Annotated in this window: 10 protein-coding genes and 2 pseudogenes; 9 read left to right on the top strand and 3 right to left on the bottom strand. The window is 61.0% G+C overall.

The features are described from left to right. The first annotated feature begins 154 nt into the window (after positions 1-154). From ACMGGK_RS05135 to ACMGGK_RS05120, 4 genes are all read left to right on the top strand, one after another. Positions 155-418, top strand: coding sequence for a YtcA family lipoprotein (locus ACMGGK_RS05135; protein ID WP_004941494.1), 264 nt, complete (start codon positions 155-157; stop codon positions 416-418). Between the two features lie 10 nt (positions 419-428). Continuing rightward, complete coding sequence (gene mdtN / locus ACMGGK_RS05130) at positions 429-1,466, top strand: multidrug transporter subunit MdtN (protein WP_420276742.1); 1,038 nt, start codon at positions 429-431, stop codon at positions 1,464-1,466. Between the two features lie 4 nt (positions 1,467-1,470). After that, positions 1,471-3,435, top strand: a complete 1,965-nt coding sequence (locus ACMGGK_RS05125; RefSeq protein WP_420276741.1) for an FUSC family protein — start codon at positions 1,471-1,473, stop codon at positions 3,433-3,435. A gap of 70 nt (positions 3,436-3,505) precedes the next feature. Next, on the top strand, positions 3,506-3,931 hold the full coding sequence (locus tag ACMGGK_RS05120; protein WP_016926687.1) for a GNAT family N-acetyltransferase: 426 nt from the start codon (positions 3,506-3,508) through the stop codon (positions 3,929-3,931). Here ACMGGK_RS05120 and ACMGGK_RS05115 read toward each other — a convergent pair. Next, positions 3,928-5,151 (bottom strand): MFS transporter, encoded by a 1,224-nt coding sequence (locus ACMGGK_RS05115; RefSeq protein ID WP_420276740.1) that lies wholly within the window; start codon positions 5,149-5,151, stop codon positions 3,928-3,930. The genes ACMGGK_RS05120 and ACMGGK_RS05115 overlap by 4 nt on opposite strands. Before the next feature lie 95 nt (positions 5,152-5,246). Here ACMGGK_RS05115 and ACMGGK_RS05110 point away from each other — a divergent pair. The 3 genes and pseudogenes from ACMGGK_RS05110 to rluF form a co-directional block, all read left to right on the top strand. After that, positions 5,247-5,684, top strand: a pseudogene (locus tag ACMGGK_RS05110) (winged helix-turn-helix transcriptional regulator); the annotation flags it as partial. Between the two features lie 42 nt (positions 5,685-5,726). Beyond that, positions 5,727-6,530 carry an aminoglycoside adenylyltransferase family protein gene (locus tag ACMGGK_RS05105; RefSeq protein ID WP_420277432.1) on the top strand — a complete coding sequence of 268 codons (804 nt, stop codon included), beginning with the start codon at positions 5,727-5,729 and terminating at the stop codon, positions 6,528-6,530. A 125-nt stretch (positions 6,531-6,655) separates the two neighbouring features. Beyond that, positions 6,656-7,525, top strand: coding sequence for a 23S rRNA pseudouridine(2604) synthase RluF (rluF, locus tag ACMGGK_RS05100; RefSeq protein WP_420276739.1), 870 nt, complete (start codon positions 6,656-6,658; stop codon positions 7,523-7,525). A 138-nt stretch (positions 7,526-7,663) separates the two neighbouring features. On the opposite strand, the pseudogene ACMGGK_RS05095 reads toward rluF, so the two are convergent. Together ACMGGK_RS05095 and ACMGGK_RS05090 are read right to left on the bottom strand one after the other, a co-directional pair. Then, a pseudogene (locus ACMGGK_RS05095) lies at positions 7,664-10,755 on the bottom strand (autotransporter outer membrane beta-barrel domain-containing protein). 195 nt (positions 10,756-10,950) lie between these two features. Beyond that, positions 10,951-11,265 (bottom strand): lipoprotein, encoded by a 315-nt coding sequence (locus tag ACMGGK_RS05090; protein ID WP_004941478.1) that lies wholly within the window; start codon positions 11,263-11,265, stop codon positions 10,951-10,953. Positions 11,266-11,440: 175 nt separating this feature from the next. On the opposite strand from ACMGGK_RS05090, the gene ACMGGK_RS05085 reads away from it, so the two are divergent. Beyond that, positions 11,441-12,073: a response regulator transcription factor gene (locus ACMGGK_RS05085; RefSeq protein ID WP_016929736.1), complete on the top strand. Its 633-nt coding sequence runs from the start codon at positions 11,441-11,443 to the stop codon at positions 12,071-12,073. Next, entirely contained in the window at positions 12,070-13,851 is a 1,782-nt protein-coding gene (locus tag ACMGGK_RS05080) for an ATP-binding protein (RefSeq protein ID WP_420276737.1), read from the top strand. Before ACMGGK_RS05085 ends, ACMGGK_RS05080 begins: the two co-directional genes overlap by 4 nt. The last annotated feature ends 2 nt before the right edge of the window (positions 13,852-13,853 follow it).

The raw sequence follows: 13,853 nt of genomic DNA, 5'->3' as shown, positions 1-13,853 counted from the left end.
ACAAAAAACTAGATTAACTCCTCTAGTTTAGAGTAGAGTATTTATTCTAGTTTACCCTTGCGCAAGCATGAGGGTGACAAACAGTGACCTCACTCACTGAAAAAGAGTCATTTCATTCGGCCCGTCGACCAAGCCAATCGCCAGAGAACGCCCTATGCCCGACAAAAAACTGCTTATCACCTGCCTGACCGCGCTGTTGCTCACCGGGTGCTCGCCGGCACCGTCCATGGTGGTGTTCGGCGCTTCGTTCCCCGACTGGCTGTTTTGCCTGTGCGGCGGCGTGGCGGGCATGGTGGCGATCCACCTGCTGCTGCGCACCCCGGAAAAACGCGCCTGGCTGGCGCCGCAGCTGCTGACGTATCCGGCGCTGACCGCGCTGATCGCCATGCTGACCTGGTTACTGGTTTTCCCCCACTGAGACTGACGCCATGACCCAACCACAAACCTCCAACAAGCGCAGACTGCTGGTGCTTACCATCCTGGCGTTGACGCTCATCGTGGCCGCCACCGTCGTCTGGCGGGTGGAAAACGCCCCCACTACCGACGATGCCTACGCCTATGCCGACACCATCGACGTAGTGCCGGAGGTGAACGGCCGCATCATCGAGATGCCGATCCGCGACAACCAGGAAGTGCGGCAAGGCGATCTGCTGTTCCGCATCGATCCGCGCCCTTACCAGGACGCGCTGGCGGCCAGCGAAGCGCGCCTGATCATGCTGAATGAACAGATCAAGCTGACGCAGCGTTCGGTCAACGCGCAGCAGTACAACGCCGAATCGATGAACGCCATCGTCAAACGCTCGCAGGCGCTGGTGGCACAGGCGACCGACACCCTCAACCGCCGGCAGAAGCTGCTCGGCAAGAACTACGTTTCGGCGGAAGAAGTGGAAACCGCCCGCACCTCCCAGCGCTCGGCGCAGGCGGAACTGCAGGCCGCATTGCTGCAGGCGAAACAGGCGGAAGCCGCCGTCAGCGGCGTCGAAGCCCTGGTCGCGCAGCGTGCCGAAGTGCAGGCCGACATCGCCATCGCCAAACTGAACCTGGAGTTCACCGAGGTGAGAGCGCCGTTCGACGGCCGCATCGCCTCCCTGAAAACCACCGTCGGCCAATATGCCTCCAGCGCCAAACCGGTGTTCACGCTGATCGACACCCGCCACTGGTACGTGGTCGCCAACTTCCGCGAAACCGACCTGAAAGGCGTGCATCCCGGCGTGCCGGCCACGCTGTATTTAATGAGCGACGCCGGCCAGACCTTCAGCGGCAAGGTGGAATCGATCAGCTACGGCGTGCAGCCTGACGACGGCGGCACAGTGCTGGGCGGGCTGCCCAACGTGTCGCGCAACATCAACTGGGTGCACGTTTCGCAGCGCTTCCCGGTCAAGATCGCGGTAGAGGCCCCCAACCCGGCGCTGTTCCGCGTGGGCGCTTCGGCGGTGGCCAAGCTGAACCTGCGCCATGAAGAATAAAACGATGTCTCACGGCTGGCTGTCCCAGTTGATCGACGAGCTGCGCCCTTCGGACAGCCGCATCAACCTGGTGATCCGCGCCCTGCTCTCCAGCGCGATCGCCATCGTGATCTCGCAGACGCTGCAGGTGCCGTGGCTGGCGCTGTCACTGATCGCTGTCTTCTTTATCACACAGTCCAATATCGTGATCACCCGCGCAATCGGCATCCTGTTTTTCGTCAGCTCCACGCTGGCGATCGGCGCCGCTATCCTGGTGCTGAAATTCACCTACGACTACCCGATGCTGCGCATCCTGCTCTCCAGCGCGCTGTTTTTCCTCAGCGTGTTCCTGATGCGGGTGACCAAGGTTGGGGTGCTGTTCTTCCTGATGGCGCTGGTGGTGATCTACACGCAAAGCTTTGTCGATCTCACTCCGCAGGCGGAAGTGGTGATACGGCTGGTGCTGTGGGTATGGGTGGCGATCAACTACGCCATCCTGCTCACCCTGATCGTCAATACCCTGCTGCTGCCGGCTGAACCGCTGAAACAGCTAAAGGGCCGGATGAACGCGGTGTTGGACGAAACCCGCGCTATGTTGGCCAACGGCGGCGAGACGCGCGATCTGAGCGCCATCTCGCAGCACGCCACCGAGCTGCACAAGCTGCTGCGCTTTTCGGTGATGCGCAGCGATCGCTGCCGCGCCAACGAGCCCGGTTATCTGGCGCTGATCACCTTGGTGTTGCAGCTCAATATTCTGGCCTACCAGCTGCCGCCGGCTTTCGGCGCGGCCGCGCGTCAATTGGCGCAAGAGATAGACGCCGCCTGCCGCGCGCTGCAAACCGCGATCAGCCACGACAGCGCGCTGCGATTTTCCGTCGCGATCGCCGGCAGCGACGATCCGCAGGTGCCGGCGCCGCTCAATGAAATGGCCGGCCTCCTGCAGGTCTACGCCAACCGCAGCGACTACGCCGACGCCCTGCAGGCCGCGCCGCCGCAAAAAGTGCCCTTCTTTACCCCTGATGCCCTGACCAACCCGGTTTACATCCAGTTTTCGTTGAAAACGCTGCTGACCGTGCTGGTCGCCTACGTGTTTTATACCGCCGTCGATTGGTCCGGCATTCATACCATCATGCTGAGCTGCCTGATCGTGGCGCAGCCCAGCCTCGGCGCCACACAGCGGCGGGCGCGGCTGCGTCTCGGCGGCGCGGCGATCGGCAGCCTGCTGGCGCTGATCTCGGTGGTGTGGATCATGCCTCACCTCGACAGCCTCGTCGGCTTGCTGCTGCTGACGCTGCCGGTGATCGCCCTCTCCGCCTGGATCGCCGCCGGCTCCGAGAAAATAAGCTATGCCGGGGTACAGATCCTGTTCACCTTTTCCCTGGCGCTGCTGGAAAGCTTCGGCCCGGTCACCGAGCTGACCGAGATCCGCGATCGCCTGATCGGCATCGTGCTGGGGGTAGGGTTCGCCACCTTCATTCACGCCACGCTGTGGCCGGAATACGAAGGGGAGTCACTGCGGCAGCAGGTTGCCAACGTGCTGCGGGAACTGTCGCGCTTCCTCGGCGGCGAGAACACAAACGCCATCGGCATCTGGCAAAAGATCGAGGGCTGCGAAGCAGTGGTGGCCCGGGTGACGCTGGAGCCCACCTGGCAGCTGGCGGACGATAATCATGAAAGCTTCACCCGGCATATCCAACTGATCTTTAACCAGACGCGCAGCCTGTTGCTGACCAGCGAAAAGCTCAACACCTATCTGGCAGGCGGCGGCGCGGCGCTGTCCGCGCAGGAACGCCAGGCGCTGATCGAGGTGCAACGTCAGGGCGGGCGCGTTCTCGCCGAGTATGCGGCGCAGCTTTCCCGCGCGCCGCAAGCGTTGCGGGCGCCCGACTTTCATCCACCGTCGGCCGCCCTGCACGCCGACACCGTGCGCCATCTTGCTCAGGAGCTGAGCGACGGAGTCAATCGCCTGCCCGCCTGGGGCGACGCCTAGCATTTTCCGTTTGTGGCCATGCACGCCCGGCGCCATGCGCTATAGTGAGCACAAACCACCGGGAGATGTCATGCAAATAAGACCTTACCAAGAGGCCGATCGCCCCTTCCTGCGCACGCTGTACCTGGCGTCGCGCAAGGCGGCGTTCGGTTGGCGCAATACCTCAAACTACCAGTTGGAAGATTTCGACCGCGCGACGCTGGGCGAAGCGATTTGGGTGGCGGAAGACGGCGGCGTGCTGCTGGGATTCGTCTCCATCTACCGCGAAGACAACTTCATTCATAACCTGTATGTCGATCCCCATCAGCCGCCGCGCGGCGTCGGCAGTGCGCTGCTGCAAGCGGCGCAAGCCACCTTCACCGCCACCGGCTCGCTGAAATGCCTGGTGAAGAATGAAAAGGCGCTGACGTTCTACCGCAAACACGGTTGGCGTATTATCTCTACCGGCAACGACGGCGAAGAAGATTATTACCTGATGCATTCGCCGGCCCGCTAGCTCTTACCCGCGGCATCCGGCATCCCGCGCAGCGTCAGCCGCCAAAACAGCAGTGCGCTCAGGCTGACGCCCGCCCCCAGCCAGCAGACGCCGCTCCACCCCGCCCAGGCGTACATATGGGTGCCGGCAAAGGCGCCCAGCCCGCTGCCGACGGCGTAAAACAGCATGTAGCAGCCCACCAGCCGGCTATGCGACTGCGGGTGCGCGCGGAAGATCATGCTCTGGTTCAGCACGTGGATCGCCTGGCCCGCCAGATCCAGCAGCACGATGCCCGCCACCAGCCAAATCAGGCCGCTGCCGAGCAAACCGAGCGGCAGCCAGGCCAGTGTCAACAGCAGCAGACACGCGCCGCTGGCCGCCTGCCCCAGCCCGCGATCCGCCAGATGCCCGGCGCGCACCGCCGCCAGCGCGCCCACCGCGCCGACCAGGCCGAACGCTCCCACCGCGGCATGGGTGAAGTTGAACGGCGCCTGGCTCAGCGGCAACACCAGCGAACTCCAAAAGAGGCTGAAAGCGCCGAACATCAGCAGCGCCAACATGCCGCGAATTTGCAGCGTGCGGTCATGCAGCAACAGGCTCAGCATTGAACGCAGCAGCGCGGGATAACTCAGCGTGCTGGGAGCGGTGCGCGGCGCAGGCAGCAGGCGCGACAGGATCGGCAGCAATACCAGCGTCACTCCGGCGGAGAAGAAGTACACCGTGCGCCAGCCGCCAACGTCCGCCAGCGCGCCGGACAAGGTGCGCGCCAGCAGCAACCCCAGCACCACCCCGCCCTGCGCCGCGCCGACCACCCGCCCGCGCTCCTGCGGCACCGCCAGGGCAGCGGCGAATGCGATCAGCCCCTGCGTCATGGCGGTGCCCAGTAGCCCCACCAGCAACATCCCCGCCAGCAGCCAGGCCGCGCTGTGCGCCCAGCCCACCAGCAGCAGCGCGCCGATCAGCCCCAGCTGTTGCCCCGCCAGCAATCGATGCCGGTTCAACCGATCCCCCAGCGGCACCACCAACAGCAACGCCAGCGCGCAGCCCAACTGAGTCACGGTGATCACCATGCCGACCGCCGCCAGGCTGATGGAAAAATCGCGGGCGATGGCGTCCAGCAGCGGCTGCGCATAGTAAACGTTGGCCACGCTAAAGGCGCTGGCGGCGGCCAACAGCAGCACCAGGGCTGCCGGCAGACGCCCCAGCGCCGCACAGGGAGGATCCAGCAGTTTGTCGCTCATCGCACACCTCAATCTGGTTTCATAATTAAACCCAATGAACTTTAGATGTAGAGGTTTTATAATGCAACCAGAATATGTCGCTGGAGATAAACGCCGTGAAACGTAAAAGCCTGGAAGACGCGCCGTGCCCGGTGGCGCGCACGCTGGATGTGATTGGCGACTGGTGGTCGCTGCTGATCGTGCGCGACGCCTTCGACGGCGTCACCCGTTTCAGCGAGTTTCAAAAAGGGCTGGGGATGGCGAAGAATATCCTCGCCACCCGGCTGCGCGCCCTGGTGACGCACGGCGTGCTGGAGATCGTGCCCGCCGCGGACGGCAGCGCCTATCAGGAGTATGTGCTGACCGAGAAAGGCCGCGCATTGTTTCCGGTGCTCGTCGGCCTGCGCCAGTGGGGGGAAGATCATTTGTTCGCCGAGGGAGAGGCGCACTCAACGCTGGTGGAAAGCGACAGCGGCCGCCCCGTCCCGCGCCTGACGCCGATCGGCAGCGCCGGGCAGACGCTCACCCCGCTGCATACCCGGGTGGTGAAGGTGGGGGAACGGTTTGAGCCGTCTTTTAACAATCCCCAATTAGCGATAAAAGAAACACTTCCAACCGAAATCGCCGCACAGATCGACGCCGCATGCAACGTGCTGACAGAGCAACTCGGCGAGACACTCTTGGGCATCCATCTGTATGGATCCGCGGTCGACGGCGGTCTTAAACCCAACAGCGATATCGACATCTTGGTCGTCATCAGCAAGCCGCTGACGTCAACCACTCGGGCCGCCCTCATGAAAGCTTTGCTGACCGTGTCGGCTCCGCCAGGTGCCGACAGTATTTTTCGCCCGCTGGAAGTCACCGTGCTGGTACAGACCGACATCAAACCCTGGCGCTATCCGCCACGACGTGAGTTACAGTTTGGCGAATGGCTGCGTGAAGAGTTGCTGGTGGGAATTGTCTCCCCCGCCACCTTGGATCCTGATGTGGCGATCCTGCTTACCAAAGCCCGGCAGCATCATCGACATCTGTTCGGCGCCTCCTTTGAACTCCTGTATGACAGCGTCCCTCGCAGCGACTTTATCGCCGCGCTCACCGATACCCTGAGTCAATGGAACGAGCCTGATGACTGGCATGGCGACGAATGCAACATTGTGCTGGCGCTGGCGCGCATCTGGTTCAGCGCGGCGACCGGTCGGATCGCCCCCAAAGATGTGGCCGCCGAATGGCTGCTGGAACGCTTGCCATCTGAACACCAGCCGGTACTCAGCACCGCGCGGCGAATTTATCTCGGACAAGCGATAGATGATCTGCCTCAGCATCAGCAGCCGTTGGCGGCATTCATCGGCTATGCCAAAACGACGATCGCAAGTCTATTGACGACAACAGCATCGCAATAAGACGCAAGCCTGTCGACACCACTTATTGATGCAGGGACGGATTTTGTTCATGGCCGCCGCCCCCTGCATGATTCACTTCGCAGCGCCATCCGGGTAATGTATAGTCCGCGTTTTACGGAGAACCCATGCTGACTAACTCATCCATTCGTCTGAACAAATACATTAGCGAGAGCGGTATCTGCTCACGCCGCGACGCCGATCGATACATCGAACAGGGCAACGTTTTCATCAACGGTAAACGCGCCACCGTTGGCGCCCAGGTATTTGCCGGCGATGTCGTGAAGGTTAACGGTCAGCTGATCGAACCGCGCAATGAAGAAGATCTGGTGCTGATCGCGCTGAACAAACCGGTCGGCATCGTCACCACCACCGAGGACGGCGAGCGCGACAACATCGCTGACTTCGTCAACCACAGCAAGCGCATCTTCCCGATCGGCCGTTTGGACAAGGATTCGCAGGGGCTGATCTTTCTGACCAACCACGGTGACCTGGTCAACAAGATCCTGCGCGCCGGCAACAATCACGAGAAAGAGTATCTGGTGACGGTCAACAAGCCAGTGACCGACGAGTTTATTCGCGGCATGGGCGCTGGCGTGCCGATGCTTGGCACGGTGACCAAAAAATGTAAGGTGAAGAAAGAGGCGCCGTTCGTGTTCCGCATCACGCTGGTGCAGGGGCTGAACCGCCAGATCCGCCGCATGTGCGAACACTTCGGCTACGAGGTCACCAAGCTGGAACGCACGCGCATCATGAACGTCAGCCTGAAAGGGTTGCCGCTGGGCGAGTGGCGCGATCTGACCGATGACGAGCTGATTGAACTGTTCAAACTGATTGAAGGCTCCTCGTCCGAGGCCAAGCCGGCGAAGAAGGCCCCGGCCAAATCCGCCGCGGCGAAAAAGCCGAGCGCCGGCGGGCCGAAAAGCGCCGACAAAGCCACTGCGCCGGCCGGCCGCAAGCGCTTTACCCAGCCGGGGCGCAAGAAAAAAGGGCGTTAAACGCCTTCCCCCGTTCAGCCCGCCGTTGCGCGGGCTTTTTTATCGTGAAAGTCAACCACAGGCCGCCACTGAGTTCTCACCATAAAAAAGGCCCGCATCAAGCGGGCCCGTCGGTACCAGAGAAGTCTAGAGGGAAAATCAGAACGACCAGCGCAGGTTGGCGTTGACCGAATTAACGCGGGTATCGGCGCCGAATTGCCCCTGATAGCCGACATCCAGCGTCGCGGCGCGCGACAGTTTCACGCTCACGCCGATATCGCCCACCATCACGTTGTCATCCACGGCCTGGCCCTGCGTGACGAACGCGTCGCTGCCGGCAAACGCCATGCGCGATGAGGTGTTCTTATCGCCGTAAGCATGTTGCCATCCGAGCGAGCCGTAGAGGCTGACGTTCTTCGGCAGTTCGGTCACGCCGCGCACCCCGAGCGTGGAGTAGAAGGTATTCATCGTTTCATTGCGCACGCTCAACGCCGCCGCGCCGCCCGACTCCTGGAAGCTGTCGGTATGCAGGCGGATATAGCTCAGGTTGATGAACGGTTCGACGTTCATCTCCGGCTGGCCGAAACGGTAACCCGCTTCGGTGAACGCCAGCAGCGAGTTCGCGTCGTAATCTGACTTCAGCCGATCCGAGAAGCCGCTGAAATCGACGTTGCGCTTGCCTTCAATCTTGTGCCAGGTGTAACCCAGCGCGCCGCGCAGTGAGAACGCATCCTGCTGCCCGGCCGCATACAGACCGAGGTGGTAGTTGTCGGTATCGGCCTTGGAGCGGCGGCTGTCAACGTCGTAGTCGCCGCGGCTGTAACCGAAGTAACCGCCGATGCGCACGTTATGGTCCGCCAGTTTGCGATCAGCCCCCAACAGGAAGCCGGTGGTATTGCCATCCAGCTTGCCCACGTTGCCGTTGCCGCTGTTTCTGCCCCAGGAACTGAAGGTCTGCCCCCAGACGCCGCTGTTTTGCGCCTGCGCCGGTTGCACCAACGACATCGCCAACGGCGGTACCGGCAGGCTGTCGTTGTCGAACAGGCGCAGCATGCGCTGGTTCAGCACGTTGAACAGCTGGGTGCTGCCGGCGATCAGGTTAGACTGCATCGACGGATAGACTTCGCCGGACAGCTGATTGAACGCCTCGCGCGCTTCCGGCGCGCTCAGCAGCAGCAGCGAGTTGTACAGCGCCAGCGAAGGGCCGCTCTGCGTCAGCGTCGAGAGCGCGCCGGCGGTATTCCACTGGTTGCCGCTTTCGGCCACCGTTTGGAAAATGCCCGGCTTGCCGCTGCCTGGGTTCTCGCCCCCCGGGTTCTCGCCCCCAGGATTCTCACCGCCCGGGTTTTCTCCGCCCGGATTTTCACCGCCCGGGTTTTCCCCGCCCGGATTCTCACCGCCCGGGTTTTCCCCGCCCGGGTTTTCCCCGCCCGGATTCTCACCGCCTGGGTTTTCCCCGCCCGGATTCTCGCCGCCAGGGTTTTCCCCCCCGTGTCTTTCTGTGCGATGGTCAGATCCACGGCGTTGGCGCTGTGCTTCAACGCCACATCGAGGAAGGCAGACTTGGAGACCGCCGCCGCGAACTGGCCTTCAATGCCGCCGTCCGAGGTCAGAATGCGGTAGCTTTGGCCAGTTTTATAGCTGGTTTGCGGATCCAGCGCCGTCACCTGCACTTTGGCCTGATCGCTGATGGTGGTTTTGCCCGCCACCAGCAGTTGATCGCTGCGTCCGTCGCCGGCGATATCGACGTCATAGAAGGATTCGCCGATAAAGTTCAGGTAGCGTTTCAGCGTCAGCGTGCCGATATTGCCGTCGCCGGGCGAGATATGGCCGCCGGACAGGATCTCGGTCTGGCCCAGCGTGCCGTTGCCGCCCAGCGTGCCGCCGGCCTTGATCGACGCTGCGCTGCTGTAACCCTGCCCGTTATTGACGTCGGTACCCGCCGTCGCGTTCAGGATCAGCGTGCCGCCGTTCTCGGCGCCGAGGGTTTGGATCTCGAAGATGTCGTCTTCTTTCTGGGTATTGATGTCGCTGGCGATGATGAGCTTGCCGCCGCGCGCGGTGACGTTCGCCTGCAGCCCAGAGAGATCGCCGTTCAGCGTCGTGTGCCCGGCGGTGTTGATCACCTCGCCTTCGCCGCTCATCTTGTTGCTGAAAACGTAATTGCCGTCGGTATGGTTAAAGTACACATAGCTGCGGAACAATCCGCCCCGCAGGGCGATCGCCGTCTGGGCATCGATGGTGCCTGCGGCGCCCGCCGCGCCGAGCGTCGGCTCGGTCAACCCGGTGCCGGTGTCCATATGGCCGCGGCTGCCGATAATCAGCGCGCCGCGGTTCGAGCCGGAACCGGTCTTGCCCAGCACCACTTCGTTGCCGCTGGCGGAGAATGTCCCGCCGTCCATGACCGCCAACACGCCGTTGCCGTAATCGCCGACGTTGACGCTGCTGCCGCTGGTAAAGCGCGAGCCGTTGCCGGCGACCACCAGCTCAGCGGTTTTACGCGCGCCCGAGACGCCCGCCACCTGGATGTTGCCGACATTGACCGCAGCGCCGTTCAGCACGTCCAGATCGCCGTACAGCGTGAGCGCACGGCCGACGTTCCACTGGGCATTGGCCCCGGTGACCGTGGCTTTCGGGCTCAGCGTATCGGTCTCACCCGGTCCGCTGCCATTGCCGATGCGCGCGTCAAAGGCGGTGTTCAGCACCGCGCCGTCTTCAATCGCCAGCGTGGATCGCGCCCCTAAGTCGGTGCCGACGCTGAGAAAATTGCTGGTGACGCGAGAACCGGCGCCGGTGGCGATAAGGTGGCTGTCGTAGCCGCGGGTGGTGCCGACCACGATCTCTTTCGCGCTGGCCAGCGCGCCGTCTTCAACCCGCAAAGTGCCCCGCCCCAGATTCAGGCCGCCGCGCAGCACGAACTGATCGTTCACCGCGTTCAGCTCGGCGTTCGGCCCGCGGACCGTGACCAGGCTGTCATGAATTTGGCCGTTGAACATCCGGCCGATATTGATGTTATAGGCGCTGATCTTGCCATTCTCGATCAGCAGGTTGCCGCTTTGATTACGGCCGACGTAAACGTCCCCGGTGTAGGCCAATGATTCGGTAATTTTTGAGTCGCCGTCAAAAATGGCATCGTCTGCGCGAGCGATATCGGCAGACGCCAGCATCAACAACGGCGCAGAAAATAGAGCGAGGTAAAGTTTGGAAAGCGGTGTTCTAACCGCTAAAGGGTGCGATGTCTTGTCATTCACGGGCTATCTCCGTACTCGTTAGCGTGATGTCGCGAAATTTATTGTTATAGGGAACTCAATACACTAGAGGAGGTGTGAGGCGTTATTTCGCGCACGCCGGTTTAGTGATCGTCGAAGCAAAAGCTTATTGCCCCCCGGCGCTGACGCTCCGACGATGAAAAACCAGGAAGCGGTAATACCGCCCCCCAAAACGAATTATTTATGCGTGACCACCGGCGTACAGGTCGGCGCGCTCAGCGACGGCGATGAACCTAAAATTCCCGGCATCATCAGCGACGAGCAATCGAAAATGCGGCCTTTTTCCGTGGTGGCGCGATAAGAAAGTTTTTGGCCGCCCAGCGCATCCGGCTGCGCGCCATTGACGTTGGTCACGGTAATTTCGTCCGACGATCCCAGCCCCAGCATTTTGGCGGTTTCCGCCTGCAGCAATGGAATGGCCTGATCGGTTTTCAGGGTGGAACAACCGGCTAGCATCATCGTAACGGTTAAAGCGATAAGTGGTTTCTTCATAAATTATCCTTTATAACCAATCAGTTAAAATTACCGATTGGCTTTATGTTTTCTCTTATCCAAATCCTCGAATAATATATTTCCCTTTCCTAAACGAAAAAACCCTCCTAAAGTAGGGAGGGTTGATAATAATTCATCAGACCTATCTGATATTTGAAGGCGAAAGGAGAATCCTTTGGGGCAGGATTATGCGTTGGTCGTTGATGACCATCCATTGGTAGCAAGCGGCATCGCCAATTTTCTCAGCACGCATTGCCGATTCAAACAGGCGCATGTGGTGACCAATGAAGAGAGTTGCTACCGCCATATTAGGGAAAATGGCCCACCGCGTTTACTGGTGATCGATTTTTGGCTCTCTTCCGGTACCGCGTTGAAATTACTCAAAGAAGTAAAACAACGTTATCCGCAGGTGCGGATTTTGGTGGTCAGCGGCGACGAGAATAACGATATCTGGCAGAAAGTTAACAATGCCGGCGGGCATGGATTCGTGTTAAAAAACGAACCGCCGGAATTATTCGCCAGGGCGGTTTTTGCGCTGAATAATAATCAGGAATGGTTCCCTGACGGTAATGAAGCCACCGTTAAAAGCCACCATGAACACTTAAATAAATTCAATTTAACGCCGAGGCAAATCGACGTATTAACTATGATGCTGCGCGGCCTGCCAAATAAAAGAATTGCGACGCAGCTGTCTATTTCCGAACCCACCGTCAAAGAACATATCAGCAATATATTGAAAAAGATAGGCGTCAACAGCCGGGTGGAAGCCATCACGCTGTTGCACGGCAAACGGGATCCGTCGTCATGAGGTTTTTCCAGCATTTACAAAATGATGGCATCTCCCCGAGCGCGCAGATCCGCCTGCTGGACAACACCTTCATGCGGCTGGTGTTCAGCTTCACCGCCGTGCCTTTTGTCGGCATCCCTTTCGCCATCTGGATTTATTTGCTGGGCGACAAGCTCGGCCCAACCATTGCCTGGATCATCGTTTACCTGCTATGCGCCGTGGCGATCCGAATAGGGCATCGGCGCTACCAGCGCGAAGCCAAAGAAAATGATGAAGACGCCGTGCTGCGCCGCTGGCTGCCGCGTATTAATAAGGTGGCCTTTATTCACGGGTTGGGGATCTCATCACTCTATTTAATTACGCCGCAGACCCATAACTTTGACTTTTTCCTGCTGCTCAATATCAGCATCGCCGCGATCGTCGCCGCCAACGCAACGCACCTGACGCCCGTCATCAGCACCTTTACCCGCTTTTTCTTCGCCTCCTGGGGGCTGCTGAACCTCGGCATCATCTGGCGGCTGGAAGACGTGATGTTCATCGTGCTGATGCTGAACTTGCTGTACGGCTTCGCTATTTACCGCCACGCGTTAACCTCGCATGCGTTCTTTATTCAGCAGGCGCTGCTCGAAGAACAAAGCTCGCGCCTGGCGGAGCAGTTCCGTCAGGCCAAAGAAGAGGCTGAACAGGCGCTGCTGGATAAGAACCAATTCCTGACCACCGCCAGCCACGACCTGCGCCAGCCGGTGCACGCCATGGGCTTTCTGATCGAGGCCATCATCCACAAAAACCGCGACGACAGCCTGACGCCGCAGCTGCTGGATCTGCAACAGAGCGTGCGTTCGGTGCATTTGATGTTCAATTCGCTGCTCGATCTCAGCAAGATCGAATCCGGCAACGTGCGCACCGCCGCCACCCATGTGGATATCGGCGCCCTGCTCGACTCGGTGGTCACCCTGTTCCGCGAAGAGGCCAACAGCCGCGCCCTGGCGCTGCGCACCTGGCGCCCCAGACGGCGCATCAGCGTGATGGGCGATCCGCTGCTGGTGCGGCAATCGCTGATCAACCTGATCCAGAACGCCCTGCGCTACACGCAACGGGGAGGCGTGCTGATCGCCATCCGCCCGCGCGGCGCCGAGTGCCTGGTGGAAGTGTGGGACACCGGCGTGGGCATCGCCGACGAAGAGAAAAGCAAAATCTTCTCCCCTTACTACCGCCCCGAGCTGGCGTGGAAAATCGACAGCGCCGGCCACGGGCTGGGGCTGGCGGTGGTGGCGCGCTGCGCCAAGCTGATGAAGGTGAAGTACGGCATGCACTCCGTCGAAGGCAAAGGCTCACGCTTCTGGATGCGCTTCACGCAATACATCGGCGAAGATAAAGCGCCGGAAACCGCCGCCGCCTACGACAACACCGCCACGCCTACCCGCTATGCACCGCTGCGCGGCGCCTGCCTGGTGGTGGACGACGATCCCTTGGTGACCTCCGCCTGGGAGAGCCTGATGAGTACCTGGGGCATCACCGTGCGCTGCGCGGCCTCCGCCGAGGAAGCCTTCGCCATTGTCGACGGCGGCTTCACGCCGTTCGCCGTGCTGTGCGACCAGCGGCTGCGCTCCGGCGAGAGCGGCTTCGACATCCTGCAGGCATTGTTCGAACGCCTGCCGAACGTAAGCGGCGCGATGGTCAGCGGCGAGTTCAATTCGCAAATATTGCAAGAGGCCGAGCAGGAAGGCTATCTGGTGCTGCGCAAGCCGCTGGAACCGGCCAGGCTGCATGCGCTGCTGACGCAGTGGGGGGCGGGCTAGCG

Source organism: Serratia sp. BNK-33-b (genome assembly GCF_048684565.1).
GTDB lineage: Bacteria > Pseudomonadota > Gammaproteobacteria > Enterobacterales > Enterobacteriaceae > Serratia > Serratia marcescens.
The sequence above is the reverse complement of the archived record's forward strand: the minus strand, read 5'-3'. Positions and strand labels throughout refer to the sequence as shown.

What these genes read in the sequence shown, in the direction of transcription:
- ACMGGK_RS05135 (WP_004941494.1), top strand. Translation starts at nt 155, where the DNA reads ATGCCCGACAAAAAACTGCTTATCACCTGCCTGACCGCGCTGTTGCTC.
- mdtN (WP_420276742.1), top strand. Translation starts at nt 429, where the DNA reads ATGACCCAACCACAAACCTCCAACAAGCGCAGACTGCTGGTGCTTACC.
- ACMGGK_RS05125 (WP_420276741.1), top strand. Translation starts at nt 1,471, where the DNA reads ATGTCTCACGGCTGGCTGTCCCAGTTGATCGACGAGCTGCGCCCTTCG.
- ACMGGK_RS05120 (WP_016926687.1), top strand. Translation starts at nt 3,506, where the DNA reads ATGCAAATAAGACCTTACCAAGAGGCCGATCGCCCCTTCCTGCGCACG.
- ACMGGK_RS05115 (WP_420276740.1), bottom strand. Translation starts at nt 5,151, where the DNA reads ATGAGCGACAAACTGCTGGATCCTCCCTGTGCGGCGCTGGGGCGTCTG.
- rluF (WP_420276739.1), top strand. Translation starts at nt 6,656, where the DNA reads ATGCTGACTAACTCATCCATTCGTCTGAACAAATACATTAGCGAGAGC.
- ACMGGK_RS05090 (WP_004941478.1), bottom strand. Translation starts at nt 11,265, where the DNA reads ATGAAGAAACCACTTATCGCTTTAACCGTTACGATGATGCTAGCCGGT.
- ACMGGK_RS05080 (WP_420276737.1), top strand. Translation starts at nt 12,070, where the DNA reads ATGAGGTTTTTCCAGCATTTACAAAATGATGGCATCTCCCCGAGCGCG.